We start from the raw sequence: 24,002 nt of genomic DNA, 5'->3' as shown, positions 1-24,002 counted from the left end.
AACCGGACCGGGCCTGTCCCAGACGCCGGCCTGTGGGGCTGGCGGACGAGCGAGAACGTGGTGGCTTATGAGAGTTCGCTGGCCGAGCGCTGGATCTGGTCGAGCCAAGCTTGGCGTGCCTCAAGGGCTTCCTGGGCGGCCTTGATCTTGCGCTGGTCACCGGTTTTCTCCGCCTTGGCAAGATCGTCCTGAAGGCTTGCGATTGCGGATTCCAGCTGGGACAGGGCACTGTTGGTGCGCGCCTTCCGCTCCGGGTTGGAGCGCTGCCACTGCTCTTCCTCAGCGTTCCGGACTGCATCCTCAACCTTGCGCAGCCCGGCTTCGACGCGGCCCATGTCGCCGCGCGGGACCTTGCCTGCTTCTTCCCACCGGTCACGGACGGACTGCAGTGCCTTCTTGGCCGCGGCCAGGTCCTTGACCGGAAGGATGGCGTTTGCCTCCAGCAGGAGGGCCTCCTTGACGGTGAGGTTGGCAGCGTATTCCTGGTCAATCTCTTCGTTGGCGGCCTGGCGGTTCGTGAAGAACACATCCTGTGCCGCGCGAAAACGGGCCCAGAGTGCGTCGTCGTCCTTGCGGCTGGCACGCGGTGATGCCTTCCACTGGTCCATCAGCCTGCGGTACTCGCCGGCGGCAAAACCCCAGTCGGTGGAGGTGGACAGTGCTTCAGCCTCGGCGATCAGCTTTTCCTTGGCGGACTTGGCCGCGGAGTTGTTGCTGTCCAGCTGGGAGAAGTAGGCGCGGCGGTGGCGGTCGAAAACGGTGCGCGCTGCCCGGAACCTCTTCCACAGGGCGTCTTCGTTGCTGCGGCCAAGGCGCACGCCGCTCTTCTGCGCTGTCTTCCAGCTCTCGAAGAGTTCGTTCATGCGGGCGCTGGAGGTCTTCCACTGTGTCTGTGCGGGGTCCTGGCCGGAGATCTGCTCAGCTTCGGCAACAATTGCCTCGCGCGCTGCCAGTTCGGACGCGCGGACGGCGTCGTGCTCGGCTTTTTCGGCTTTCTCCAGCTCGCCGATCTGCTCAGCAAGCTTGTCCAGCCGCGCCTCGGCTGCCCGCAGGTCGCCCACCATGTTCCGCTCCGCAAGCTGCTCGCGCAGGTGGGTGACGGTTTTCTGCATGTCCGTGCTGGGGGCCTTGGAGCTGACGCGCTGTTCGAGCAGCACAATCTGTGCCACGACGTCGTCATATTTGCGCGCAAAGTAGGCGAGGGCTTCGTCGTCGCTCACGCCCGGGTACTGCCCTACGGCGTGCTCGCTGCCGTCAATGGTGAGGAACACATGCCCGTCGCCTTCAACCCGGCCCCACTTTGAGGCTTCGGCCAGGGAGGTGGCAGGAACTGCCGGAACAGCCGCTGCCGCCGGAGCGGCAGCTGCAGGTTTCGGGCGGGAAGCGAACGCGGCCGGGGACGGAGCTGCTGACCGGGGGGAAGGAGCCGGTGTGGGTGCTGGTGCAGTTGCCGGTGCGGGGGCAGGTGCGGAATCGTCATCAGCGGGAGTGTCGTCCGCGGGAGCGGAAGGATCTGCCTCGCTTGCGGCGGGTTCTTCTGCGGCTGCCCCGGTTTCAGGAGCTTCCACTGCTGGGGTGCCGGCTGCTTCAGTTCCTGCGCCGTCGGCGGCGGAGGCCGCCGTTTCGGTCAGGTCTGTTGCTGTTTCGTCGGATTTCTGACTGTCTGTCACCGCTAAAAGTCTTTCGCTTGGAGGGAAATACTCACGTACTGCACCGCGGCCGTGCCGGCCGGGCTTCCTACTTCAGAGAAAACGAGTCTATCGTGACTGGTTCAACGGGCGCGCCGTCCGTGTCGCTGCTGCCCGGCGTGATTCCGGCGGCAGCCAGGTTGGCCACCACGTCCAGCCCCGATGTCACCTTCCCAACCACGGTGTAGCCGCCGGCGCTGTCCGCCGGGATGACCGTGTCTTTATAGACAATGAAGAACTGGGTGCCGTTGCCGTACGCGTTGTTTCCTGTACGGGCCACTGCGATGGTGCCGGCCGGATAGGTGCCGTCCTCGGGCGTGTTCTCCAACGGACCCCAGGTGTAGTCAGGGTCTCCCTGGCCGTCACCTGTAGGGGAGCCGCATTGCAGGACGCCGAAGGTGTCCCCGGTGGTCAGGCGGTGGCAGGTCTTGCCGCCAAAATAGCCCTCGTCGCTGAGCGACTTGAAGACCGCGGTTGCCTGCGGAGCATCCGTCCCGTTCAGCTCCACGCCCAGCGGGCTGCCGTTCAGGACGAGCTCGCCGGTGAAGGTCTGGCCGGCGGCGGTGTCCGCGGCGGGGATGTTGGGGCCGTTGGTTGCCTGCGCGGACGGGCTTGCGGACGGCTCGGGCGACGCCGACGGGGACGGGCTGCTCAGTCCAGCCTCTGCGGCAGCGTACTCGTCCTCGGAGGGATTGCCGGCAAAGGCAGTGAGTTGGAGTACGACGGCGAGGACAACGGCGGCTGCCCCGGCGCCGGCGGCGATGAGATTGTCGCGCTTTCGCCGGCCTTCCTGGTCCCGCCGCATGGCCCGCTTGGCTTCCATCTGCTGAATGCGCCGTTTGGTTTCGCGGGCACTGCGTGAACTGGCCGCCAAGGGTCCTCCTCATAGTCGGGCTGCTGCACGGCATGGCCGTAGGCCGCCTGCGCAGGTGTTTGGCCGCCGGGCCTGCCGGTCCGCCGCATTAGAGATGCCGGCGGAAGACGACATAAACTGACTGCCGCACATAGTTTATGCATGACTGGCTGGACTGCCGCCGTCGTACGCCCGTTTCGGGCCGATTGCCGCGCACGTCCCTGCCGCCGTTCACCAAGAGGAGAAACTCCACCATGGCACGCACCGCCTCCCTGTCCGGATTCCCCGAGTGGCTTCCCGAGGAGCGGCTGGTGGAGCTTCATGTGTTGGATACGCTGCGCCGGGTGTTCGAGCTGCACGGATTCTCCTCCATTGAAACGCGGGCCGTGGAAACTGTCGGCCAGCTGCTGCGCAAAGGGGAGATCGACAAAGAGGTGTACGGGCTCAGCCGCCTCCAGGAGGACGAGGGCGAGGCGAAGGGCAAAGCCGACCCGCACGCACTTGCCCTGCACTTCGACCTGACTGTTCCCTTTGCCCGTTACGTCGTCGAAAACGCCGGCTACCTGGCGTTCCCCTTCCGGCGCTACCAGATCCAGAAGGTGTGGCGCGGCGAACGCCCGCAGGAAGGCCGGGCCCGCGAATTCACCCAGGCTGACATCGACGTGGTGGGCGACGGCGAGCTGCCCTTCCGCTACGACGTCGAGATCGCGCTGGTGATCGCCGAGGCGCTCAGCGCCCTCCCCATTCCGGACTTCCGCCTCCGCATCAACAACAGGAAGCTCGCCGAGGGCTTCTACCGCGGCATTGGCCTGGATGACACGGCCGGCGTGCTGCGGAGCATCGACAAACTCGAAAAGATCGGGCCCGCGAAAGTAGCGGAACTGTTGAAGTCTGAACTGGGTGCCACCGACGACCAGGCACAGAAAGCCCTGCAGCTGGCCGGAATCCGCACCGAGGACTCTTCGTTCGTGGCCCAGGTCCGGGCGTTGGGTGTCACTAATGATCTGCTGGACGAGGGCCTCAGCGAGCTTGAACAGGTCATTGACGCGGCCGTCCAGCGTGCCCCGGGCAAGGTGGTGGCTGACCTCAGCATTGCCCGCGGCCTGGACTATTACACCGGAACAGTGGTGGAAACCGTCCTGGTCGGCCACGAACAGCTGGGTTCCATCTGCTCCGGCGGCCGGTATGACGCGCTGGCGTCGAAAGGAAACCGGAAGTTCCCGGGCGTGGGACTTTCGATCGGCGTCACCCGGCTGGTGTCCCGCATCCTGAGCCAGGACCTGGCCAAGGCCTCACGGTCGGTTCCCACTGCCGTGCTTGTGGCCCTGACGCACGATGACAGCTGGGACGCTGCGCAGGACGTTGCCGCCCAGCTGCGCAGCCGCGGCATTCCCACCGAAGTGGCAGCGAAGGCGGAAAAGTTCGGCAAGCAGATCAAGTTCGCTGACCGGCGCGGCATCCCGTTTGTCTGGTTCACCGACGACGACGGTACGCACCAGGTCAAGGACATCCGGACCGGCGAGCAGGTAGTCGCAGCCCCGGAGACCTGGACGCCGCCGGCCGAAGATCTGGCAGTGCAGGTGTCCACGGCGGCAGAGCCGGCTGCAGCAGCCGTTTAGCTGCCGGGCGGCGCCAGGTGCCGCCGTCGTGGGGCACTGTGGCACAGACCCGCCGTCGATAGGTCCGCTCACGGCGTGTGGGCGGACCTGACGGACCCGCTCCACGCGGTCGGGACGCGCTAATGCCGCAGCCGCAGCCGCAGGACCAGCCACCGCCCCGCTACGCCGGCTGCCAGCACCGCCGCCATCGTCAGGACCGACGCCGGCGGCAGGGTGAAGGCCAGCAGCAGGCAGGCTGCGAAGCCGACGGCGTTCAGCCACTTGGGTGCGTAGCCTGGATGTGCCGCCAGGGTGTATGCAGAGGCGTTGGCCACGGCGTAGTACATCAGCACGCCAAAGCTGGAGAAGCCCACCACCGTCATAACGTCAGTGGTGAGCAGAAGCAGGATGACGACGGCGGCCACCACCAGTTCCGCCACATACGGCACGGTGTGCTTTCCCCCCACCTTCGCCAGGGGCGCCGGCAGGTCGCGTTCCCGTGCCATGGCCAGCGTGGTGCGGCCAACACCCGTGATCAGTGCCAGCAGGGCTCCCAGGCAGGCAGCGGCGGCTCCCACCTGCACCAGTAATGCACCTCCCTGGAACCGCGACTCCAGCACCGCGTCCAGCAGCGGCGTCCGTGTGGCCGCGAGCTGTCCGCCGGGTAGGTGGTTCAGCAGGAGCAGCGAAAGGGTCAGGTAGATGGCGAACGCAGCGGCCAGGGCGGCGAGGATTGCGCGCGGGATGGCCCGGGCAGGATCCTTGACCTCCTCGCCCAATGTGGCGATCCGGGCGTAGCCGGCAAAGGCGAAGAACATCAGCCCGGCCGCCGGCAGCACCCCGCCCAGGGAAGAGCCGTCCGCGGGCCCGCCCGCGCCGGGGCCGGGGTGGGGCCCCACGGCTGCGGCCACAGCGACGAAGGCGAGGGTGGCCAGAACGATGCACAGCAGGATCCGCGTGAGCAGGGCAGTGCGGGTGATGCCCAGCAGGTTGACGCCGGTGAGCACAACCACGGCCGCCACGGCCGCCGGCACTGCGTAGCCGGGCCAGGCATAGCTGCCGAACGTCAGCGCCATCGCGGCGCAGGATGCAGTCTTTCCTGTGACAAATCCCCAGCCGGCAAGGAATCCCGGCCATTCGCCAAGCTGCTTGCGGCCGTAGACGTACGTCCCGCCGCTGGTGGGGTACTTTGCGGCGAGGGCGGCCGACGCCACCGCGTTGCAGTAGGCAACCGCCCCCGCGATGACCACCGACAGGGCCAGCAGCTGGCCCGCCAGCGCGGCCGCCGGCGCGAAGACAACGAACACCCCGGCGCCCAGCATTGAGCCGAGTCCGATGGCTGTGGCGTCAAACGTGCCGAGCCTGCGTTCAAGTTGCGGGTGTGCGCTCATGCGGTGGCAGTCCCTTTGCAGCGGGTAAACTCGTACGGGATTGTTCCCGTAACGATCCTATTTAACTTCCCGATCGACTTCCCGCCGTAACCCCGCAGAAAGGCGTGCTGTGCTGCGCACACATGACCTCGGATCCCTTCGTTCCGAGCACATTGGACAAACCGTAACCCTGGCCGGCTGGGTGGGCCGCCGCCGTGATCACGGTGGTGTGGCCTTCGTGGACCTGCGTGATGCTTCCGGTGTGGCACAGGTGGTGGTCCGCGAGGAAGAAGTCTTCCACGGGCTGCGCAACGAGTATGTCCTGCAGGTCATCGGCACCGTTTCCAAGCGGCCCGAGGGCAACGAGAACCCCGCCCTGGCCACCGGCGAGATCGAGGTCATGGCCGAAAAGGTCACCATCCTCAACACGTCCGACCCCCTCCCGTTCCAGATCGACGAACACGTTGAGGTGGGGGAGGAAGCACGCCTGAAGCACCGCTACCTGGACCTCCGCCGTCCCGGCCCCGCCCGCAACCTGCGCCTGCGCTCCGAAGCCAACCGCGTGGCCCGTGAACTGCTGCACCAGGACGGCTTCGTTGAAGTTGAGACCCCGACGCTGACGCGGTCAACGCCCGAGGGCGCCCGTGACTTCGTTGTGCCGGCACGCCTGGCGCCGGGCTCCTGGTACGCGCTGCCGCAGTCACCCCAGCTGTTCAAGCAGCTCCTGCAGGTGGGCGGCTTCGAGAAGTACTACCAGATTGCCCGCTGCTACCGCGACGAGGATTTCCGCGCGGACCGCCAGCCGGAGTTCACCCAGCTGGACATCGAAGCGAGCTTCGTTGAGCAGGACGACATCATTGCCCTGGGCGAGAACATCGTCAAGGCACTGTGGAAGCTCATCGACGTCGAGATTCCGACGCCCATCCAGCGCATCACGTACCACGACGCCATGGCACGCTTCGGCTCGGACAAGCCGGACCTCCGTTTCGGCGTGGAGCTTACGGAGCTGACTGAATTCTTCAAGGACACCAACTTCGGTGTGTTCAAGGCCCCCTACGTCGGTGCCGTGGTGATGCCGGGCGGCGCCTCGCAGCCGCGCCGGACCCTGGATGGCTGGCAGGAGTTCGCCAAGCAGCGCGGGCACAAGGGATTGGCCTACGTCCTCTTCAAGGAAGACGGCGAGCTGGCCGGGCCCGTGGCCAAGAACCTCACCGAGGCAGAACGTGCAGGCCTGGCGGATGCCGTGGGGGCAAAGCCGGGCGACTGCATTTTCTTCGCCGCCGGGGACAAGTCCTCCGCGCGCGCACTGCTGGGTGCTGCCCGTGTTGAGATCGGCCACCGCACCGGCCTGATCAACGCGGATGACTGGGCCTTCTGCTGGGTGGTGGACGCGCCGATGTTCGAGCCGGCCGCCGCAGCTGTGGCCTCCGGCGACGTGGCTGTTGGCGCCGGCCAGTGGACCGCAGTGCACCACGCGTTCACGTCCCCCAAGCCCGAGTACATGGACAGCTTCGATACGGACCCCGAATCAGCGCTGGCGTACGCCTACGACATCGTCTGCAATGGCAACGAAATCGGCGGCGGCTCCATCCGTATCCACCAGGGCGATGTCCAGGAACGGGTCTTCGAGGTCATGGGCCTCTCCCACCAGGACGCGCAGGAGAAGTTCGGCTTCCTGCTCGAAGGCTTCAAATTCGGTGCGCCTCCGCACGGCGGCATCGCTTTCGGCTGGGACCGCGTGGTGGCGCTGCTGTCCGGCGTGGATTCGATCCGCGACGTCATCGCCTTCCCCAAGACCGGCAACGGCTACGACCCCCTGACCGCGGCCCCGGCTCCCATCACGCCGCAGCAGCGCAAGGAAGCCGGTGTTGACTTCAAGCCTGAGGCCAAGAAGCCGGAAGAGGGCAAGTAGGCAGTATCCGTTTGACCTGAAGGCCCTCCTGCAAAGGGGGGCCTTCACGTCTGTCCGCAAAGAAGGAGTCCCCATGGCGCTCAACCGTGCGAGCCAACCCGCCCGCGCCTACGAAGCGCTCATGGATGCCGCCTGGCCCGCCCCCGATCGCCACGACCTGTGGGAGTGGGTCCTCCGGGCTGCGGACGGTGTCACGCAGCGGGCCAACTCGGTGTGGCCGCGGGACCCCGCGCCCAAGCCGCAGGAGGCTTTGGTGGAGGCTGCGCGGTGGTACCGGATGCGGCGTCTTCCCTTGATCTTCCAGGTAGCGGACACAGCCGCCAACTCCGGGCTGAATGGCATCCTGGACGCCCAGGGCTTCACGCGGCAGTCCGAAACGCTGATCATGTCGCGGCCTGCCGGTTCCCAGGGCGTTCGCCCGGCGGTCGCCGGGGTGGAGATCCTTGATGCGCCTGACGAGGAGTGGCTGCACCTTTGGTGGAGCGTTGACGGCCGGGGCGGTGGCCAGGCGCGGGAGACAGCGCGCTTGATCGTAACGGGGTGCCCAGCGCTGTATGCCCTCGCCAGGGACGACGACGGCGTCCCGGCCGCCGTCGGGCGCCTCGCCCTGGTGGGCGCCACGGGAGGAATCTATTGCATGGCCACGTCGCCCGCTCACCGCAGGCGGGGCTACGCCACAGCAGTGCTCCAGGCGCTCCAGTCCGAAGGGGCCGCGCGCCATGTGGAAAGTTTCTGGCTGCTGGTCACAGCTGCCAACTCCGCCGCCCGGCAGCTCTACCAGCAGGCGGGGTTCGAGGAAGCGGGCCGCTATATCTACCGCCAGGAACGGCCCCGCCGGGCGCTGACAGGCTGCTGACTAGGAGGCGTCGGTGACCTGGATCCGCACGGCACACGAATCCGCGGCCGCTTTACGCAGCACTGCTGCCTTGGGATCCGGGACGTCAAGGTAGGCCAGCCGGGGCATGGCGGCAAAGCCCTTCAGGGCAGGGTGCTGGAGGACAAGGCCCGCCAGGGCCCTGTCGCCCCCGGGAACCACGTACTCAAAAGGTTCACCGCCGAAGATGCGTGCGGCCTGTTCCGCAACAGCCTCCACCAGGGCGTCGGCCTGGTTGTTCCGCCGCCGGGCGAACCGCTGCTGCGACTGTCCGCCCGCGGCCGTCCGGGACTGCACATACGTGGATCCCACCTTCGACGCGAGGACTTGCCCCTCACTGACCACCGCCACCCCGTAGCCTCCGCGCCTGGCCAGCAGCAGGCCCAGCCGCCGCGGCTGCGACGCCAGGGAGGCAAGCCGTTCAAGCGCGTCCGCGCCCCGGCCGGGCCGCCCGTCGGCCGGCCAGGGAGGCTGCAGGAGGGCTTCGGCGCCGTCCGCGGCCCGAAGGCGGAGGCCGTCGTCGTCATCCGTCACCTGGTACCCACCGTGCGCCGCGCCAAACCTTTCCGCCCATCCGGCCAGCCGGCTGCCGGGAATGAATGCCGTGCGCATGGAGGCCGGCCGGGCTCCGCCGGTGGTGCGTGCGGACATGGGGCGTTCCTTTACTGGCTTGCCGGACTCCCGGGAAAATCCGGAAGTGAACTGGAAGTAGCCTATCTATGTGGAAGATCTCTTCGGGCACGGCCGCGGCAATGATGATGACGACGACGCCTCCGTTGACCCCGGCCGGACCGCAGGGCCAGGGGCCAACGCTTCCCCCCGGGGCCCGCTCGCCGTCCGGATGCGTCCGCGCACCCTTGACGAGGTGGTAGGCCAGCAGCACCTCCTGGGACAGGGTTCGCCCCTGCGCCAGTTGGCCGCCGGAGCCGGCGCAGACACAACAGGCCCTGCCGGCCCCACCTCGCTCATCCTTTGGGGCCCCCCGGGAACCGGCAAAACGACCCTCGCCCACGTCATTGCCCGCGGACGGGGCAGGAAGTTCGTGGAGCTCTCCGCCATTACTGCCGGCGTCAAGGACGTACGGCGCGTCATGGACGAGGCCCTGACGGCCCGCGACCTCTACAAGACCACCACCGTCCTGTTCCTGGACGAGATCCACCGCTTCAACAAGGCCCAACAGGACGCCCTGCTGCCGGGCGTCGAAAACCGCTGGGTGGTGCTGGTCGCCGCCACCACCGAGAATCCATCGTTTTCCGTGGTGTCACCGCTGCTCTCCCGCTCGCTGCTGCTGACGCTCCGTCCCCTGACGGACGCTGACATTGAAGGACTGATCCAGCGCGCCGTTGCCGATCCGCGCGGACTGAACGGGAAGGTGGGCCTCAGCGAGGAAGCACTCGACCACCTCGTACGGCTTTCCGGAGGCGATGCACGCCGTGCCCTGACGGCATTGGAGGCAGCCGCCGGCGTTGCGTTCGGGGATGCCGACGATGCCGGGGACGGGCCCGTCGCCGTCGAACTGAAACACACCGAGCGTGCCCTGGACGTTGCCGCCGTCCGGTACGACCGTGCCGGTGACCAGCACTATGACGTCATCAGCGCCTTCATCAAGTCCATCCGCGGCTCCGACGTCGACGCCGCCCTGCACTATTTGGCCCGCATGCTGGAGGCGGGGGAGGACCCGCGCTTCATCGCCCGGCGGATCGTGATCTCAGCCGCCGAAGACGTCGGGATGGCGGATCCCACGGCGCTGCAGACGGCCGTGGCCGCGGCGCAGGCGGTGCAGCTGATCGGAATGCCTGAGGGCCGGATCATCCTGGCCGAAGCCGTGGTGCACCTGGCCACGGCCCCCAAGTCCAACGCCGCCTATATGGGCATCAACAAGGCCATTGCCGATGTTCGGGCAGGGTTGGGGAACGGCATTCCGGCCCACCTGAGGGACGCCCACTACCCGGGGTCCAAGCAACTGGGGCACGGCCTTGGCTACAAATACGCCCACGACGCCCCGCACGGCGTTGCACCACAGCAATACCCGCCGGATGACCTGGTGGGGAAGGACTACTACCAGCCCACGGCCAACGGCGCTGAGCGGGACATTGCCCCGCGGCTGGAGCGGCTGCGCAGGATCGTCCGGGGCAAGTGACTGCCGTGGTAAGGTAGATGTTTGTCTGGCAAGGCACGGACGCACAATCTCCCCAATTTCATGTTGAGAAGGTTATGCCCTGTGCCCAGTAGCAAAAGGCAGCGGTTGGCCGATGCTCTCCATCGTGGAGGCCAGTAACACTGACACACCGCAGATATTGGAAGGACACAAGTGGCTAACAACACTCGTGCTCGCCGTCAGGCCCGCCTCTCGCGGTCCCTCGGCATCGCTCTGACCCCCAAGGCCGCCAAGTACATGGAGCGCCGCCCGTACGGCCCCGGTGAGCATGGCCGTGCCCGCAAGAAGCAGGACTCCGACTACGCCGTACGCCTGCGCGAAAAGCAGCGCCTGCGCGCCCAGTACGGCATCCGCGAAGCACAGATGACCCGTGCCTTCGAAGAAGCCCGCCGCACCAAGGGCCTGACCGGTGAGAACCTCATCGAGCTGCTCGAGATGCGCCTTGACGCCCTGGTCCTGCGTGCCGGCTTCGCCCGCACCATCGCCCAGGCCCGCCAGCTGGTTGTGCACCGCCACATCATGGTTGACGGCGTCCGCGTTGACCGCCCGTCGTTCCGCGTCGGCGAGGGCCAGCTGGTCCACGTCCACACCCGCAGCGAAACCATGGTTCCGCTCCAGGTTGCAGCAGCCGGCGCCCACCGCGACGTCCTGCCTGCCGTCCCGGCCTACCTGGACGTCAAGCTGGAAGCTCTCCAGGCCCGCCTGGTCCGTCGCCCCAAGCGCTCCGAGGTCCCCGTGACCTGCGAAGAGCAGTTGGTCGTCGAATTCTACGCACGCTAAATTCCAGCAGCGTATCCAAAGAAGCCCGTGGCAAGCGCCGCGGGCTTCTTTGTATGTAAGGTACTTTGGGGACATCTGCGGAATGCGTTTCACGCGCACCCGCCGGGATGCAACCGAACCACAGAATTTCGAGGAGATGAACGTCTATGTCTGGTGGCGATATTGCCGGCCTGATCGCTGCCGGGGTGTTTGCAGTCCTGGTACTGCTGCTCGCCGTGCCCATCCTTAAGCTGGGCCGCGTCCTGGACGAGGTCCGGACTTCCATACGGTCCCTGAGCGACGGCGCCACGCCGCTTATGGACGAAGTCACCGCCACCGTCTCCACCACCAACCAGCAGCTGAAGAAAGTGGACGGCATCTCGTCCAACGTTTCGGACGCGTCCGCAAACCTTTCCGCCCTGTCCTCCCTTGTGGCCGCCACCGTGGGGTCGCCGCTGATCAAGGTGGCAGCCTTCAGCTACGGTGTCCGTTCCGCGCTGGCCGGGCGCAAGAAGCCTGCCGCCGGCCGCCGCAGCCGCTAGATTCCGGGAGAAGAGAATGAAACGATTTATCTGGATGGGAATCGGCGTGGCGATCGGAGTGATCGCTTTCCGCAAGGTGACCGAGGTGCAGGCCAGCATGCAGTCGACGTTGGGCCCGGAGGGCCTCAACCGTTCCGTGAACCGCCTTGCCGACGGTGTCTACGACTTTGCCGACGCCGTCCGCGCCGGAATGCGGGAGCGGGAAACCGACCTGCGCTCCGCCCTCGGCGTCGAATCGGCAGACCTGGTCCGCCGCTGACCACCCTGCTGACCGGCACCGCACGTTGGAACCGGGCAGGCGCCACACGTTAGAACCATACCGGCGGTCACCGTACACAACGGGCCGCCCAGCGAATGAACCTCCGCGACGCACAGTGCGCGGAGCAAGAAGGGTAAGTACACAGCTCATGAAGTCGCAGGAGATCACAAAGCGCTGGATGGACTTTTTTGTCAGCAAGGGCCACACCGCGGTTCCGTCCGCATCGCTGGTCTCCAGCGACCCCTCGCTGCTGTTCACGGTTGCCGGCATGGTGCCGTTCATTCCCTACCTGACCGCCAGGGAGGAAGCACCCTACTCGCGCGCCGTCAGCGTGCAGAAGTGCATCCGTACCGGTGACATCGAGGAAGTGGGCAAGACTGCCCGCCACGGAACGTTCTTCCAGATGTGCGGCAACTTTTCCTTCGGCGACTACTTCAAGGAAGACGCCATCAAGTTCGCCTGGGAGCTGCTGACCACGGGCGTTGACGACGGCGGCTACGGCCTGGCGCCCGAGCGGCTCTGGGTGACGGTCTACGAAGAGGACGACGAAGCCAAGGACCTGTGGCTTAAGAACACCGGTGTTCCAGCCGAGCGCATCCAGAAGATGGGCAAGTCGGACAACTACTGGCACACCGGGCAGCCCGGTCCCGCCGGTCCCTGCTCCGAGATCTACTACGACCGCGGCCCCCAGTACGGTGTTGAGGGCGGCCCGCTGGCTGACGAGACCCGCTACATCGAAATCTGGAACCTTGTGTTCATGCAGTACCAGATCGAGAACGTCCGCTCGAAGGAAGACTTCGACGTCGTCGGCGAACTGCCCAAGCGCAACATCGACACCGGCCTGGGCATGGAACGCCTGGCCATGATCCTGCAGGGTGTCGAGAACATGTACGAGACGGACCAGGTCCGCCCCGTCATCGACAAGGCTGCCGAGCTCTCCGGCAAGGAATACACATCCGCCGAGACCGACGAAGACCCCCACCACACGGACGACGTCCGCATGCGTGTGGTCGCCGACCACATCCGGTCAGCCCTGATGCTGATCTCCGACGGCGTGACCCCCTCCAACGAGGGCCGCGGCTATGTCCTGCGCCGGCTCATCCGCCGTGCCGTCCGTTCCATGCGCCTCCTCGGTGTTGAACAGGCCTGCCTGCCCGAACTCCTTCCCGCATCACGCGATGCCATGAAGGGCGTCTACCCCGTAGTGGACACGGACTTCGCCCGGATCAGCCGCATCGCGTACGCCGAAGAGAAGGCCTTCCTGCGGACCATCGCCTCCGGAACCGCACGCCTCGAGGACGCCGTCAAGGAATCCAAGGCCGCCAACAAGCCGCTGTCCGGGGCCGACGCCTTCGCACTGCACGACACCTATGGTTTCCCCATCGACCTGACCCTGGAAATGGCCGAGGAAGCAGGGCTCAACGTGGATGAGGCCGCCTTCCGCAGCCTCATGCAGGAACAGCGCCAGCGCGCCCAGGCCGATGCCAAGGGCAAGAAGGGCGGCCACGCGGACCTCAGCGCCTTCCAGGACATCCTGGCCCAGGGTGAGACGGTCTTCACCGGCTACACCGAGCTCGACGGCGAGTCCCGCGTCCGCGGCATCCTCACCGGCGGCCATGCGGTCCATCAGGCTTCCACTGGCGATGAAATCGAACTGGTACTCTCCGAAACGCCCTTCTACGCCGAAGCAGGCGGCCAGGCCGCCGATACCGGCCTGATCACCGGTGACGGGTTCGTTGTCGAGGTGCTCGACGTCCAGCGCCCCCTCAAGGGCCTGAGCGTGCACAAGGCGATCGTCCGCGAAGGCGAAATCGGGGCCGACTCGCTGGTCCGTGCCGCCGTCGACCGCGAACGCCGGCACGCCGCTGAACAAGCCCACACCGGCACGCACATTGTGCACGCCGCGCTCCACCAGATCCTTGGCCCGGAAGCCACCCAGCGCGGCTCCTACAACAAGGCCGGCTACCTGCGCTTCGACTTCGCCTGGGGCGAGGGGCTGAGCACGGCCACGCGGTCCGAGATCGAGGAAGTCTCCAACCTGGCCATCCGGAACAACTTCCGGGTGGAAACCAAGGTCATGGGCCTGGCTGAGGCCAAGGCACTGGGCGCCATGGCGCTCTTTGGCGAGAACTACGGCAGTGAAGTCCGGGTTGTTGAGATCGACGGCGCCTGGTCGCGCGAGCTTTGCGGCGGCACCCATGTTTCCAACACGTCCCTGATCGGCAGCCTTTCCCTGCTGGGCGAGCAGTCCGTCGGGTCGGGAAACCGGCGTGTGGAGGCCTTCGTGGGCATGGACGCTTTCCGCCACCTGGCGGCCGAGCGCGCCCTGGTCACCGAGCTCACCGACATGCTGAAGGTTCCCTCCGGCCAGCTTGCAGACCGGATCGCCGCCACGCTGGCAAAGCTCAAGGCGACAGAGAAGGAACTGGACCGCCTCCGCAAGGAACAGCTGGCTGGGGCTGCGGCCCAGCTGGTCAGCAGCGCCAAGGATGCCTCCGGAGTCAGTGTCATCGCCCACGACGCAGGACAGGTCAGCGGCGCTGACGACCTGCGCGGCCTTGCCCTGGACCTTCGGAACCGCCTCGGCTCCGCACCCGCGGCCGTGGCCGTGGCCGGCGTCGCCAACGACCGCCCCGTCATCCTGGTGGCCACCAACGAGGCCGCCCGGGAAGCCGGTGTCAAGGCAGGAGCCCTGGTGCGCCTCGCCGCAGGGATCCTCGGTGGTGGCGGCGGCGGAAAGGACGACGTCGCCCAGGGCGGCGGAACCGACGCCGGCCAGGTAGGCCAGGCCCTCTCCGCCGTCGTCGACGCCATTTCGCGGCGCTAATCCTCCGATGACCGATCCTGCTGCTGCCGGCGACTACCCCCAGGGCATCAAACTGGGGGTGGACGTCGGCACCGTCCGGGTGGGGGTTGCCATCTGCGACCGCGATTCCATCCTGGCGACGCCCTACAAGACACTGGACCGTAACGCCAGGAAGAATTCAGACGTCCGGGTCATTGCCAGCCTGGTGCAGGAACTCGGTGCCGTCCAGGTTTTTGTGGGCCTGCCACGCACCATGAAGGGTGAGGAACGGGCCTCTGCCATGATGGCCACGGACTACGCCCACCTGCTGGTTGGCGAGCTCGCTGCCCGGGACCTGGCGGTGCCGGTGAACCTGGTGGATGAACGGCTGAGCAGTGTCAGCGCCCACCGGAGCCTGCACGAAGCTGGCATGAGCAGCAGGAACCACCGTAAAGTAGTTGATCAGGTCGCGGCGGCAGGTATCCTTCAGCACGCCATCGACATGCAGAAAGCCAGGGGAGCGGACGTCGGCTCACGCGTGACGGCGCCACCCCCTTCCGTGGACATGGGAGGCAGCGGGCCGGAAACGGTGCCCGCCACACCCGGCGATACGGACCGATCTTCAGATAATGGAAGGCACCAGTGAGCCCTGCCAACATTGACGACTCTTCCAACCCTCTGGACGCGGGGGCAGGAAGGCCGCTAACCCGCAAGGAACTCCGCGAACGGGAAAAGACCCTCAACGCCGGAGGCCACGATGCCGTTCCGGAACAGGCCTACGAGACCGGCCACGACATTCCACCGCTGCCCGCGGAACCCCCCGCGGCCGCAGAAGCAGACCCCCGGCGTCAGGATGAAGCATTGCGTGAAGAACCGGCACCGCAGGACCGGGTGGAAGAGCCCCTGATTCCGGCTGCTCCCGCCACCCCGCCGTCCATCCAGGACGATCACCACGAACCAGCCCTTGCAGGTCATCAGCACGCGGCGGGCGCGCATTACAGCGACGAACCCCACTACGAAGAACCCGGCTACGCAGACGGGCACGGCTATGCGGCCGGCGTGCACCAGCACGATGGACACTATGACGGAACGCACTATGGGGGCGGGCACGACGACGGGACCCACTACGAAGAGGGGCACGACGACGGTGCGCACCACCATGAACTCCTTCCTGCTTCGGCCGCAGCAACCGTAGTGGCCAAGCCGTCGAAGAAGGTGCGCCGGCGCCGGCGCCTCCTGGCGCTGTTCCTGACCCTTGCCGTTTTTGTCACGGCTGTCGCCGTCGGAGCGCAGTTCCTCAAGCCGCTGCTTGGCAGCGACAAGCCCAGCGACTTTCCGGGGCCTGGTTCGGGCGAAGTGGTTGTCACAGTCGAAAACGGTGAAGGCACCCGTTCCATTGCCTCCAAGCTGGAAAGCGAGGGTGTGGTGGCAAATGCCGATACGTTCCTCCAGAGCTTCAGCGCATCCGGCGGCATCCTTTCCCCGGGTGACTACACGTTCAAGTCGGAGATGAAGAATTCCGACGCCGTGAATGTCCTCCTGGGCAAGGACCAGGAAAAAGTCATCTACTTCGCTCTCAGCGCCGGATTGCGCATCGGTGAGTCCCTGCAGGCGATCTCACAGGGATCCGGAATCTCCGTCCAGAACCTGCAGGCCCTCAGCAACGAGCCGGCCCAGTTCGGTCTTCCGGCCAACGCCAAAAACCTCGAGGGGTACCTGGCCCCGGGGGAGCACCGCTTCCCCCTTGGCACTCCGGCAAAGGACATCCTCCAGTCCCTGGTCAAGATCACAACTGACGAACTTGTGTCGCAGGGCATCACGGACCCAGCCAAGCAGTACGAGGCCGTAATCGTCGCCAGCATCGTCCAGGCCGAGGGTGGCCAGGCGGAGTACGGGGACGTGGCAGGTGCCATCTACAACCGGCTCAAGCCCAACGACCAGACCGGAGGTTTCCTGCAGGTGGACTCGGCCGTGACCTACGGCCTGGGCACCAAGAGCTACAACTTCACTGACGAACAGCGCCAGGACAAGTCCAACCCGTACAACACCTATGCGAATCCGGGCCTGCCGCCGGGACCCATCGGATCCCCGGGAAAGACTGCGATCGACGCTGCCGCCAGGCCCAAGACCAACGACTACCTGTACTGGGTGACCATCAACCTGGACACCAAGGAAACCAAGTTCTCCAGGACGCTCGCCGAGCACAACACCTACGTGGAGCAGTACAACGCCTGGTGCACGGCCAACGTCGGACGTTGCACGTGAGCCTTCGGGCTGCCGTCCTGGGCCATCCGATAAGCCACTCGAAGTCGCCGGCACTGCATCTGGCTGCCTACAGCCAGCTGGGGATCGGGATCAGCTACACGGCAATCGACGTCACGGAGCTGCTGCTGCCGTCCCTGATGGGGCAGATCCGCGATCAGCCGGGCTGGCGCGGCCTCTCCGTCACAATGCCCTTGAAGACGGCGATGCTCGGGCAGGTGGACGAAGTCCGCGGCGTGGCCAGGACCCTTGGCGTCGTCAACACCGTCTCGTTTGAGGAGCACGGTGGCACCCGGCGAACCATTGGCTCCAACACCGACGTTGCCGGCATCGTCAATGCACTGCAGCACGCGGGTGCCGGCGCGGCCCCGGCCGCTGTGATCCTTGGGGGAGGGGGAACTGCAGCCTCGGCAGTCGCGGCACTCAAGGACCTCGGTGCCAGCCAGGCCAAGGTCTTTGTCCGGGATACGTCCCGGACCGCCGATGTCCGCGCCGCTGCGGACAGCCTGGACGTCTCCTTGGAGATCCGCACCCTGGCGGAGGCGGCCCGTCCCACGGCAGAGGCCGACGTCGTCATTTCCACCCTCCCGCCGCGTGCAGCGGACGGACTGGCGGCTGAACTGGCTTCCCTCAAGACCAGCCTGCCCGGAGTCCTGCTGGACGTCGCCTATGATCCGTGGCCCAGCCTGCTGGCCTCCGTGTGGCAGGCCGGGGGCGGAACCGTGGTGCCCGGACTGGAAATGCTCCTGTACCAGGCGGTGGAGCAGGTGCGCCTATTCACCCGCCGGGACGAAGACGTTAACGCAGCTGTCATAGATGTGATGTGTGACGCAGTCGGCCTTCCCCGACGGGCGTTGTGACCGCCATACGTGGCAGGATGGAAATTATGTTGCGTTGGTTGACTGCCGGTGAATCCCATGGTCCGGCTCTGATGGGAATTATTGAAGGCGTCCCCGCCGGTGTGGAAATCACGAGCGGGCATATCGCAGACTCGCTGGCCCGCCGCCGCCTCGGCTACGGACGCGGAGCACGCATGAAGTTCGAACAGGACGTTGTGACCATTCTGGGCGGCGTCCGCCACGGCCTGACGCAGGGCGGACCCGTGGCCATCCAGGTGGGAAACACCGAATGGCCCAAGTGGGAGCAGATCATGTCTGCCGACCCCGTGGATCCGGAAATTCTTGCTGACCAGGCCCGGAACGCGCCGTTGACCCGTCCCCGGCCCGGCCACGCCGACTTCACCGGCATGCAGAAGTACGGCTTTGACGAGGCCCGCCCCGTCCTGGAGCGCGCCAGCGCACGCGAAACAGCAACACGGGTGGCCATGGGCACCGTGGCTGCGCAGTTCCTCAAGCACCTCGGCATCGAGCTGGTCAGCCACACCGTCAGCATCGCCAGCGTCACGGTTCCCGAAGGGCGTCCGCTGCCCGTGCCGTCCGACGTCCTTGCGCTTGATGCCGACCCCCTGCGCTGCTTCGACCGGGAAACCTCGGACGCCATGGTGGCGGAGGTTGATGCGGCGCACAAGGAAGGCGAAACCCTGGGCGGCGTAGTGGAGGTCCTTGCCTACGGGCTCCCGCCGGGACTGGGCAGCTACGTCCACTGGGACCGGCGGCTGGATTCCCGCCTTGCCGCGGCCCTGATGGGAATCCAGGCCATCAAGGGCGTGGAAGTCGGCGACGGATTCCTGACCGCGTCGCGCCGCGGCTCCGCCGCCCACGACGAAATCGTCAGGGACGCCGGCGGCCGGATCGTCCGGACCAGCAACCGTGCCGGCGGCATCGAAGGCGGCATGAGCATCGGCGACGTCCTGCGTGTCCGCGCCGCCATGAAGCCCATCGCCACCGTCCCGCGCGCCTTGAAGACCATCGACGTCAGCACGGGTGAGCCCGCCAAGGCGCACCACCAGCGTTCGGACGTGTGTGCTGTCCCCGCTGCCGGCGTAGTGGCCGAAGCCATGGTGGCCCTGGTGCTGGCCGAGGCCGTCACCGAGAAGTTCGGCGGTGACTCGGTGGCCGAAACCGCACGCAACATCAAGGGTTACCTGGACAACATTCCGGCGTCCCTGGACTCGATCGGCCAGTAAGTGCCCCATCGCAGCAAAACCGGACCCGCAGGGCGTCCCATCGTCCTGATCGGGCCGATGGCGGTCGGAAAATCGGCTATAGGGCAGCAACTGGCGCTCCAGCTCGGAGTTCCCTTTGTGGACACGGACGCTGTTATCGTTGCAGGGCACGGATCCATTGCGGACATTTTTGCCGGCCGTGGCGAGCACGCGTTCCGTGAGATCGAAGCACGGACCGTGGCCGCCGTCGTCGAAGCGGCCGACGATACCGTCACCGTCATCTCCCTGGGCGGAGGTGCGGTGCTGGACTCCGGAACGCAGCAGCTTATTAGCCGCTGCACCGTTGTATACCTCGAATGCGACGCACAAACGGTCGCCGGCCGCATTGCCCGCAACTCCGGGCGCCCGCTGCTGGCCGGGGACGCAATGGGCCGCTGGACGGCCATGTTCGCCACCCGCAGGCCGGTCTATGAGCGGCTTGCCGACATCACCCTGGACGTGCGCCACGGCTCGGTTTCCGAGCTGGGCGGCCGGCTCGAAGCAGCACTGCGCGATTACGCAGCTGCCAAACAGGAAGTTGAAAAGTGAGCACCGAATCAACAGTCATCAGCGTCACCGGCGGTTCCGCCGCTGAGAACTACGACGTCGTCGTCGGCCGGGGGCTGCTCGGTGACCTTCCCGGATTGCTGGGGGAACGCGTCCGCCGCGTGCTCGTCATCCACCCGCGTGCGCTGCGGCTGACCGGTGACACGGTCCGGGACGAACTCGCAGCAGCCGGATTCACCTCCCTGACCGCGGAGATTCCGGACGCCGAAGAAGGCAAGCACATCCAGGTGGCCGCCTTCTGCTGGCAGGTCCTTGGGCAGAACGACTTCACCCGCTCCGACGCCATTGTGGCCGTCGGGGGAGGCGCGGTAACAGACCTCGCCGGCTTCGTCGCCGCCACCTGGCTGCGCGGCGTCAAGGTCATCCACATGCCCACCAGCCTACTCGGCATGGTGGACGCGTCCGTGGGCGGGAAGACCGGAATCAACACCGCCGAGGGCAAGAACCTTGTGGGCGCCTTCCACCCTCCGGCCGCGGTGCTGGCTGACCTGGACACCCTGGAAACGCTGCCGCGAAACGAGATGATCTCCGGCATGGCGGAAGTCATCAAGTGCGGTTTCATCGCTGATCCCGCCATCCTCGACCTCGTGGAAAAGGACCCTGCGGCGGTGGCGGATCCCCAGTCCGACGTCCTGCGGGAACTGATCGAACGTGCCATCGCCGTCAAGGCCAAGGTGGTTTCGGAGGACCTGAAGGAATCCGGGCTGCGGGAAATCCTGAACTACGGGCACACCCTGGGCCACGCCATCGAACTGGTTGAGCGGTACTCCTGGCGCCACGGTGCGGCCGTTTCGGTGGGCATGATGTTCGCCGCCGAACTTGCCCGCAGTGTGGGGCGCCTCAGCGATGCCGACGCCGACCGTCACCGGAGCATCCTTGAGAGCCTGGGGCTGCCGGTCACGTACCGGCGGGACCGCTGGCAGGGTCTGCTGGACGGGATGCGCCGGGACAAGAAGTCCCGCGGGGACCTGCTGCGGTTCGTCGTCCTGGACGGCGTGGCCAAACCGGGGATCCTCGATGTCCCGGACACCTCGCTGCTGTTTGCGGCCTACCAGGAAATTGCTTCCTGATGCAGGGCGACATGGGAGGAACAGCTGACTGGCCGGATGCGGGTTTCCCGGGGATTCGGATCAACCCCGAATCGCTGCTGCCGGAAATCGTGAACCAGAACTCCTGCCGCGAGGCACTGGCGGTATCCACGGATCCCGCTGACCACATCTTCGTGCTCCTGGTGGAAGGACACGCGTCCGAGGCCGCCGAACTGCTCGCCGAAGCACGTTTCAAGGACCCCGAATCCTTCCGGCTGCGTGCCTTCGAAGCTGAAGTCCTTCGCGTCTCCAACCGGCTGGACCGGGCTGTCGAGCTGTTCCGCCAGCTCCTGGCCGAGGTTCACGGAACACCGCGCGAGGCCCTCGTGTGGCAGTTCCTGGGCAAGACCCAATACAGCGCCGGGCAGATGTCCGCAGCAGTCGAATCCTTTGCACGCGCACTGGACCTCCGGGTTGCACAGTCCGCTGATGCTGCCCAAATCTACTCGTCCACAGTGGCGCTGCAGCGTGCGAGGGACGTGCTGGAGCTCGCCTGCTGACGCTGCCTGCGGCCCGGCTGGAGTGCGGCTTGGGGGCTGGGCCGAAGGGTGCCCGGAATTTACCGGTAGAATGGTTCTTGAATTTTTAACTCCCCGATTTTTGACAAACACGCGCTGGCAGTCCGTTTGGCCTGTCTGCCCGGCATACAACGTCTGACAACGCGACCAGACAGAGAAACCAGAGGAAACAGTGGCAACCACTAACGACATCAAGAACGGAACGGTCCTTAAGCTTGAGGGCCAGCTCTGGAACATCATCGAATTCCAGCACGTCAAGCCTGGCAAGGGCGGTGCGTTCGTCCGCACCAAGATGCGCAACGTGATGTCCGGCAAGGTCGTGGACAAGACGTTCAACGCCGGGCTCAAGATCGAGACCGCCACCGTGGACCGCCGCGACTACCAGTACCTGTACCAGGACGGTGCGGACTTCGTGTTCATGGACACCTCCGACTACGACCAGATCACGGTCTCCGGCGCTACCGTGGGCGACGCCACCAACTTCATGCTCGAAAACCAGATGGTCAACATCGCCATCCACGAGGGCAATCCGCTCTACATCGAACTGCCCCCAAGCGTTGTCCTCGAGATCACCTACACCGAGCCGGGCCTGCAGGGCGACCGCTCCTCCGCCGGCACCAAGCCCGCAACCCTGGAAACGGGCTACGAGATCCAGGTGCCGCTGTTCATCGAGAACAACACCAAGGTCAAGGTGGACACCCGCGATGGCAGCTACCTGGGCCGGGTCACCGAGTAGTGAGCGCCCGCGGTAAAGCCCGCAACAGGGCACTGGATGTTCTCTTCGAAGCCGAGCAGCGCTCGGTTTCGGCTTTTGACGTGATCCGCTCGCGGCGCGAAAAGACTGACCAGGTGGTAAACCCGTACACCATCGAAATCGTTGAGGGCGTTGTCTCCCACCAGGCAGCCATCGACGAGTTCCTGGAAACGTACTCCCAGGGCTGGAGCCTGGAGCGGATGCCCTCCGTGGACCGCATTATCCTGCGCATCGGCACGTGGGAGCTCCTGTACAACGACGACGTCCCTGACGGCGTCGCGGTCAGCGAAGCTGTGGCACTGGCGAAGACCCTGTCCACTGACGAATCACCGCAGTTCATCAACGGCCTGCTGGGCCGCCTGCAGCAGCTGAAGCCGTCGCTGCTCGCCTGAGCATCACCAACCTACAGCAACACCAGAAGGACCGGCCGCCACGGATGTGGAGGCCGGTCCTTCTGCCGTTAAGGCCCGCATGGCGGGGCTTTCGGCCTGTTCAGTGTGCGACGGCGGCCCGCAGGGCCAGGATGCGCTGCAGCTGCTGCCGCTCCTCAGCCTGGTGCAGCTGGACGTCGCGGCCGCTCAGGATGCGCTGGCGGGTGTTGGCCAGCCGGGTGGCGGCTTTCAGGAATTCCCTCATCTGCCGTTTCCTGCCGTAGTTCCCAGCCCAGTTCAGGGCAGTGCGCCGGCCGCCCAGGGTGGCCATCAGCTCCACCTCGGCCGGCGTGAACCAGCCGGCGGATGAGTACTCCAGCAGGCGCTGCCGGGTCAGGCGTTTCTCCGCCACCCGCAACAGGATGATGCCGCCAATGGCGAAGAAAAAGATGGGCACCTGGACCATGAGGTACTCCGCCAGGAAGCCCTGCCCCATGCTGTTCCAGCGGTTGTGCAGGAACATGGCCGGCAGCAGCCCCACGAAGAAGGCTGCCACCGAGGCACCCGCATGCCAGCGCCGGGCCGCGAACCCCATCACCAGGCCCGTGGTGCCGGTGAAGATGGCGTGCGCAAAAGGCGACATGACGCCGCGGAGGAAGAAGACCTGGGCAAAGTCGCCGGCGGGATCCGCGGACTCCGCAACGGCCCGGCCGAAGTACAGGATGTTCTCCGTGAAGGCAAAACCCCCTGCGATGGTGAACGCAAACACCACGCCATCCACCGGTCCGTCAAAGTGCTTCCTTGCCATCAGGAGGAGTATCAGCAGCCCCAGTGACTTTGCGAACTCCTCCACGATGGGGGCCTGCACCGTGGCCATGTAGGCCTGGAGGTCGGCCCCGTCGGAAAACTGGAACGCCAGGACAAAGAACGGCTGGATCAGCAGGGTTACTGCAATGGATACCGCAGCGCCCCAGGTAAACGCGAAGAAGAGCAGCCGCTTCGGTTCAGGTTCCCACTTGTCAATGATGTGCACGGCCAGGAGAACCACTGAGAGCGGAACCAGGGACGCGAGGAATCCCACCAGGAACCCGGCCGGCCCGGTGTTGGACAGCAGGAACGGGACCACCAGGAACAGGCTGAGAAAGGCAAGGGTGCTCCCACCAACCGTCAACCCCACCAGGCCGCTGCGCGACCGGCCGGCCTTCATCACGGCTCCCTGGACCTGCGGCGGCACTACCGTGTCCACGGGCCTGCCCACGTGTCCCGGCGCCGGACGGTAGTTCCCGGGCTCCACATGCCCCATCCAGCTGGGGTTGGCTTCGCCCGGGAGCGGCGCAGTTCCCCGCAGCCTGGGATCGTCGGGCGGCCCGGAGGCAGGGTGTCGCGGATTCGTCGGCATAACGACAGCCTAGGTGCGGGCCGCTGCGCCTCCAAGGACAGCGGCGCCGGGCCGGTGCAGTGTGATCAGTACCGCGTCCTCCCGGCACGGGCACCCGGAAACCCGTGTGGTAATTTTGAAACGCACATGATCCTTTTTTAA

Annotated in this window: 22 protein-coding genes; 17 read left to right on the top strand and 5 right to left on the bottom strand. The window is 66.2% G+C overall.

Going from position 1 to position 24,002, the window contains the following annotated elements:
* Positions 1 to 65: 65 nt before the first annotated feature.
* The gene (locus tag AC6CHP_RS06200) at positions 66 to 1,670 is read right to left on the bottom strand and encodes a DUF349 domain-containing protein (RefSeq protein ID WP_498228596.1); all 1,605 of its coding nucleotides are present in this window, start codon (positions 1,668 to 1,670) and stop codon (positions 66 to 68) included.
* Positions 1,671 to 1,737: 67 nt separating this feature from the next.
* Positions 1,738 to 2,562 carry a peptidylprolyl isomerase gene (locus AC6CHP_RS06195; protein ID WP_427116976.1) on the bottom strand — a complete coding sequence of 275 codons (825 nt, stop codon included), beginning with the start codon at positions 2,560 to 2,562 and terminating at the stop codon, positions 1,738 to 1,740.
* Between the two features lie 233 nt (positions 2,563 to 2,795).
* On the opposite strand from AC6CHP_RS06195, the gene hisS reads away from it, so the two are divergent.
* On the top strand, positions 2,796 to 4,160 hold the full coding sequence (gene hisS / locus AC6CHP_RS06190) for a histidine--tRNA ligase (RefSeq protein WP_427116978.1): 1,365 nt from the start codon (positions 2,796 to 2,798) through the stop codon (positions 4,158 to 4,160).
* 119 nt (positions 4,161 to 4,279) lie between these two features.
* Here the strand turns inward: hisS and AC6CHP_RS06185 are convergent, their stop codons facing one another.
* Positions 4,280 to 5,530, bottom strand: coding sequence for an APC family permease (locus tag AC6CHP_RS06185; RefSeq protein ID WP_498228594.1), 1,251 nt, complete (start codon positions 5,528 to 5,530; stop codon positions 4,280 to 4,282).
* 109 nt (positions 5,531 to 5,639) lie between these two features.
* Here AC6CHP_RS06185 and aspS point away from each other — a divergent pair, with 109 nt between their 5' ends.
* Positions 5,640 to 7,421 carry an aspartate--tRNA ligase gene (aspS, locus tag AC6CHP_RS06180; RefSeq protein ID WP_498228592.1) on the top strand — a complete coding sequence of 594 codons (1,782 nt, stop codon included), beginning with the start codon at positions 5,640 to 5,642 and terminating at the stop codon, positions 7,419 to 7,421.
* 73 nt (positions 7,422 to 7,494) lie between these two features.
* Entirely contained in the window at positions 7,495 to 8,277 is a 783-nt protein-coding gene (locus tag AC6CHP_RS06175) for a GNAT family N-acetyltransferase (protein WP_498228590.1), read from the top strand.
* On the opposite strand, the gene AC6CHP_RS06170 is transcribed toward AC6CHP_RS06175, so the two are convergent.
* Positions 8,278 to 8,946, bottom strand: a complete 669-nt coding sequence (locus tag AC6CHP_RS06170) for an acVLRF1 family peptidyl-tRNA hydrolase (protein WP_427116985.1) — start codon at positions 8,944 to 8,946, stop codon at positions 8,278 to 8,280.
* 70 nt (positions 8,947 to 9,016) lie between these two features.
* Between AC6CHP_RS06170 and AC6CHP_RS06165 the strand changes: the two genes are divergently transcribed.
* From AC6CHP_RS06165 to nusB, 14 genes are all read left to right on the top strand, one after another.
* Complete coding sequence (locus AC6CHP_RS06165; RefSeq protein WP_498228588.1) at positions 9,017 to 10,435, top strand: replication-associated recombination protein A; 1,419 nt, start codon at positions 9,017 to 9,019, stop codon at positions 10,433 to 10,435.
* A gap of 171 nt (positions 10,436 to 10,606) precedes the next feature.
* Positions 10,607 to 11,233 carry a 30S ribosomal protein S4 gene (gene rpsD, locus AC6CHP_RS06160; protein WP_104185938.1) on the top strand — a complete coding sequence of 209 codons (627 nt, stop codon included), beginning with the start codon at positions 10,607 to 10,609 and terminating at the stop codon, positions 11,231 to 11,233.
* Between the two features lie 146 nt (positions 11,234 to 11,379).
* The gene (locus AC6CHP_RS06155) at positions 11,380 to 11,754 is read left to right on the top strand and encodes a DUF948 domain-containing protein (protein WP_104185937.1); all 375 of its coding nucleotides are present in this window, start codon (positions 11,380 to 11,382) and stop codon (positions 11,752 to 11,754) included.
* A gap of 16 nt (positions 11,755 to 11,770) precedes the next feature.
* On the top strand, positions 11,771 to 12,013 hold the full coding sequence (locus tag AC6CHP_RS06150; RefSeq protein ID WP_229666262.1) for a hypothetical protein: 243 nt from the start codon (positions 11,771 to 11,773) through the stop codon (positions 12,011 to 12,013).
* 148 nt (positions 12,014 to 12,161) lie between these two features.
* The gene (gene alaS / locus AC6CHP_RS06145; RefSeq protein ID WP_498228585.1) at positions 12,162 to 14,840 is read left to right on the top strand and encodes an alanine--tRNA ligase; all 2,679 of its coding nucleotides are present in this window, start codon (positions 12,162 to 12,164) and stop codon (positions 14,838 to 14,840) included.
* 7 nt (positions 14,841 to 14,847) lie between these two features.
* Entirely contained in the window at positions 14,848 to 15,444 is a 597-nt protein-coding gene (ruvX, locus tag AC6CHP_RS06140; RefSeq protein WP_498228583.1) for a Holliday junction resolvase RuvX, read from the top strand.
* Complete coding sequence (gene mltG, locus AC6CHP_RS06135; protein ID WP_498228582.1) at positions 15,441 to 17,063, top strand: endolytic transglycosylase MltG; 1,623 nt, start codon at positions 15,441 to 15,443, stop codon at positions 17,061 to 17,063. The genes ruvX and mltG overlap by 4 nt, the downstream gene beginning before the upstream one ends.
* A complete protein-coding gene (locus tag AC6CHP_RS06130) occupies positions 17,060 to 17,920 on the top strand; it encodes a shikimate dehydrogenase (RefSeq protein ID WP_427116993.1) in 861 nt (286 codons plus the stop codon). The genes mltG and AC6CHP_RS06130 overlap by 4 nt, the downstream gene beginning before the upstream one ends.
* A gap of 26 nt (positions 17,921 to 17,946) precedes the next feature.
* Positions 17,947 to 19,146: a chorismate synthase gene (gene aroC / locus AC6CHP_RS06125; protein WP_427116995.1), complete on the top strand. Its 1,200-nt coding sequence runs from the start codon at positions 17,947 to 17,949 to the stop codon at positions 19,144 to 19,146.
* Complete coding sequence (locus AC6CHP_RS06120; RefSeq protein ID WP_188729558.1) at positions 19,147 to 19,713, top strand: shikimate kinase; 567 nt, start codon at positions 19,147 to 19,149, stop codon at positions 19,711 to 19,713. It abuts the gene before it with no gap.
* Positions 19,710 to 20,801, top strand: a complete 1,092-nt coding sequence (aroB, locus tag AC6CHP_RS06115; protein ID WP_104185929.1) for a 3-dehydroquinate synthase — start codon at positions 19,710 to 19,712, stop codon at positions 20,799 to 20,801. Before AC6CHP_RS06120 ends, aroB begins: the two co-directional genes overlap by 4 nt.
* Positions 20,801 to 21,319, top strand: a complete 519-nt coding sequence (locus AC6CHP_RS06110) for a tetratricopeptide repeat protein (protein ID WP_427116997.1) — start codon at positions 20,801 to 20,803, stop codon at positions 21,317 to 21,319. The genes aroB and AC6CHP_RS06110 overlap by 1 nt, the downstream gene beginning before the upstream one ends.
* 190 nt (positions 21,320 to 21,509) lie before the next feature.
* The gene (efp, locus tag AC6CHP_RS06105; RefSeq protein WP_066276200.1) at positions 21,510 to 22,073 is read left to right on the top strand and encodes an elongation factor P; all 564 of its coding nucleotides are present in this window, start codon (positions 21,510 to 21,512) and stop codon (positions 22,071 to 22,073) included.
* Positions 22,073 to 22,483 (top strand): transcription antitermination factor NusB, encoded by a 411-nt coding sequence (gene nusB, locus AC6CHP_RS06100; RefSeq protein WP_066276198.1) that lies wholly within the window; start codon positions 22,073 to 22,075, stop codon positions 22,481 to 22,483. Before efp ends, nusB begins: the two co-directional genes overlap by 1 nt.
* A gap of 100 nt (positions 22,484 to 22,583) precedes the next feature.
* On the opposite strand, the gene AC6CHP_RS06095 is transcribed toward nusB, so the two are convergent.
* The gene (locus AC6CHP_RS06095) at positions 22,584 to 23,861 is read right to left on the bottom strand and encodes a PrsW family intramembrane metalloprotease (protein ID WP_498228578.1); all 1,278 of its coding nucleotides are present in this window, start codon (positions 23,859 to 23,861) and stop codon (positions 22,584 to 22,586) included.
* Between the last annotated feature and the right edge of the window lie 141 nt (positions 23,862 to 24,002).

This window comes from Pseudarthrobacter sp. GQ63 (genome assembly GCF_059758765.1).
The sequence above is the reverse complement of the archived record's forward strand: the minus strand, read 5'-3'. Positions and strand labels throughout refer to the sequence as shown.